Below are 2542 nucleotides of genomic sequence, written 5' to 3'. Positions count from 1 at the left end.
CGTAAGCGCTCATTTCCTAGCACATTGACGCGGCCCCTTTGAGCAGGGTCGTTTTCGGCCTGTTGTATGGGCTCAGGTGGTTGTGGTTTTGGCGAAGTTGAAGGGTAGCAGGTCGGTTATGTCGGCCTCTGTTGCGCGCTTTGGCAATTCGGTGAGGACGTGGCGTAAATAGGCCAAGGGCTCGACGCGCGCGGCGCGGCAGGTCAGCATGAGGCTGTAGACGGTGGCGCTTGCCTTGGCTCCGTCCACGGTGTCGCTGAACAGCCAGGATTTTCTGCCGGTTGCGAAGACGCGGATGTCACGTTCGAGGAGATTGTTGTCGATGGGCATTCTGCCGTCTTCTGTATAGCGCGTCAGGTATTCCCACTGGTTCAGGGTATAGGATACGGCATCGCCGATCTTGCTGTCGGGCAAGACCTTCGGCCTGATTTCGTCGAGCCATGCTTTGAAAGCGTTCAGGATGGGCACGCTATGGTTCTGGCGGAGACGGCGCGTGCAATCGGCGCGTGTTTCGCCCTTGTCCGGTTTTTCGCTCCGCGCCAGGCCTTCAATCCGGTAGAGCTGCTCGAAGACCTTTAGCGCCTGCTCCGGCGGGCCGCCGCCTTTCTTTCTAGTCTTCAGCGCCTCGACGAAGCGACGCCTGGAATGGGCCAAGCATCCAACGTGGGTGGCCCCCGTCAGCGTGCGCCAGGCGGAATAGCCGTCACTCATCAGGATACCGCGATAATCGCCCAGGAAGGTCTGCGGATAAATCTGGCCACGGCCGGGCTGGTATTCGAGCAGCACGATCGGCTCAGGACTGTCCTCCCCACTCCGATAGGCCCACATGAAGGATGGGCTAGTAGCCTCCCTATCTTTTTCCTTCAGGACCTGGACCGTGGTCTCGTCGCCATGGATAAGCGGTTGCGCCCTGAGCCGCAGCTTCAGGGCTTCATAGAGGCGGCAAAGATGCCTCTCGCTCGATCCAATCACCCAATGGCCCAGAGTTCCGCGACTGACGGGAACGCCCGCGCGCTCGAAGGCCTGGGCTAGGCGGTAGAGCGGCGTGCCATCGACGTATTTGTGAACGAGCGCAAAGGCCAGCGTCGAGGCCGTGGCGATGCTGCCCGGCAAAGGCTGCGCGGGCATCGGCGCGATGACAATAGGCGTTTCGATCCCGGTGCGGTCGCACGTCCGGCAGGCATATTTGAACCGCACATTCTGCAGGACTTTTGCCTTCACCTCGATATGGAGTTGCTCGGTGATCGCCTCGCCCAGGCGATGCATTGGATGGCGGCAGCAGGGACAGGATTTTTGATCATCGGGAAGGTCGTATTCGACGCGCTCGCGCGGTAGGTGTTCCGGCAGAGCCTTGCGGCCACGCTTCTTTCCCGCCGGCTTCTCAACCCTCGCAAAGCCGGTGTCCGGCAGGTCGACGGCATCATCCTCTTCGCCGCCGGAGGTATCGTCACCGGCCGCCTGTTCGGCTTCATTGAAGAGGCGGTCAATGTGCTTTTCGCTTTTCGGCGCAAAACGATGGAGCCGCGCTAGCGCCAACTCTTCCTCCAGCTGGGCGACGCGCGCTGTGAGGTGACGGTTTTCTGCCTGGAGCGCAGCAATACGCGCCAGTAACGCTGCAACATCAGGTTCGCCGGATCTGATCATCAGAGTCTTGAATCGAAAGCATGCCGCTGCGTCAACGGCTTTTCTCGCCCCTCTCAGCCCGCAACCTGATAGTGCCGCACCGGATGGCGCACCATCGCGTCGATATCGATGCCGTCGAGAACCCAATGGAGTTGTTCGCACGAAAGCGTAACCACCGCCGTCTCCCGGCGCGGCCATCGGAACTTGTCCTCCGTCAGCCGCTTCAGAACCAACACGAAGCCGGATCGGTCGAAGAACAACAGCTTCATACGGTCGCGGCGGCGATTGCAAAAGGCAAAGACCGCAGGCGCAAACGGATCAAGCGCCATCTCCTCCTGCACCAGAACCGCAAGGCTGTTGATACCGGCCCGGAAGTCGATCGGCTCGCGGTGCAGATAGACGGTCAGGTCAGCGTTCAGTCTGAACATGCCCCAGGGCTCCGATGATCGCCGTCAACGCCTCCACATCACCGCATTCCAGCGAAAGCGTCACGCCGTTCGGCAGGCACGCGCTCACCTTGGTCGAAAGGGGCAGCGACTTCGACTGCCGCGCTTCCCCGCGCAGGGCAGGCCCCTCTACCAAATGACTGGCAGCGCTGACTTGAACCGGAATGAACGCCGACCGCGCAGGGGCTCGCAGAGTACCGGCTTCCTTGGCCGTCTTTATCCACTTCCGAAGAAGGTTGGCATTGACCCCATGCTCAAGCGCAAGGCGCGATACCGACACGCCAGCCTCCAGGCAGGCCGCAACGAGACGCTCTTTCGACGCCGCATCGTACCGACGGCGGCCATTGCTAAAAATCCGCCTAACCAGCAGTTTCCGTTCATCGTCCTCAATCACCTGGTGTCCACCTCCGTTAAGTGGACACATCATGCCAAAACACGATGAATTCAAAAGGTGCTGAGAAATTCGCGCTTAC

At 60.5% G+C, this 2542-nt stretch carries 3 protein-coding genes; all 3 read right to left on the bottom strand.

The annotated features are described in order from the left end of the window. Window positions 1–72: 72 nt before the first annotated feature. From tnpC to tnpA, 3 genes are read right to left on the bottom strand one after another with little or no spacing between them, the layout of a single operon-like run. A complete protein-coding gene (gene tnpC / locus CHR90_RS00170) occupies window positions 73–1644 on the bottom strand; it encodes an IS66 family transposase (protein ID WP_094406519.1) in 1572 nt (523 codons plus the stop codon). 53 nt (window positions 1645–1697) lie between these two features. Beyond that, window positions 1698–2051 (bottom strand): IS66 family insertion sequence element accessory protein TnpB, encoded by a 354-nt coding sequence (gene tnpB / locus CHR90_RS00165; protein ID WP_094406517.1) that lies wholly within the window; start codon window positions 2049–2051, stop codon window positions 1698–1700. Next, on the bottom strand, window positions 2032–2463 hold the full coding sequence (gene tnpA / locus CHR90_RS00160; RefSeq protein WP_212668571.1) for an IS66-like element accessory protein TnpA: 432 nt from the start codon (window positions 2461–2463) through the stop codon (window positions 2032–2034). Before tnpA ends, tnpB begins: the two co-directional genes overlap by 20 nt. Between the last annotated feature and the right edge of the window lie 79 nt (window positions 2464–2542).

Source organism: Elstera cyanobacteriorum, assembly GCF_002251735.1.
GTDB classification, from domain to species: domain Bacteria; phylum Pseudomonadota; class Alphaproteobacteria; order Elsterales; family Elsteraceae; genus Elstera; species Elstera cyanobacteriorum.
This window is presented reverse-complemented; position numbering and strand designations above follow the sequence as displayed.

Excerpts from the sequence above, each read along its gene's own strand:
- tnpC (WP_094406519.1), bottom strand. The coding sequence starts at position 1,644 with ATGATCAGATCCGGCGAACCTGATGTTGCAGCGTTACTGGCGCGTATT.
- tnpB (WP_094406517.1), bottom strand. The coding sequence starts at position 2,051 with ATGTTCAGACTGAACGCTGACCTGACCGTCTATCTGCACCGCGAGCCG.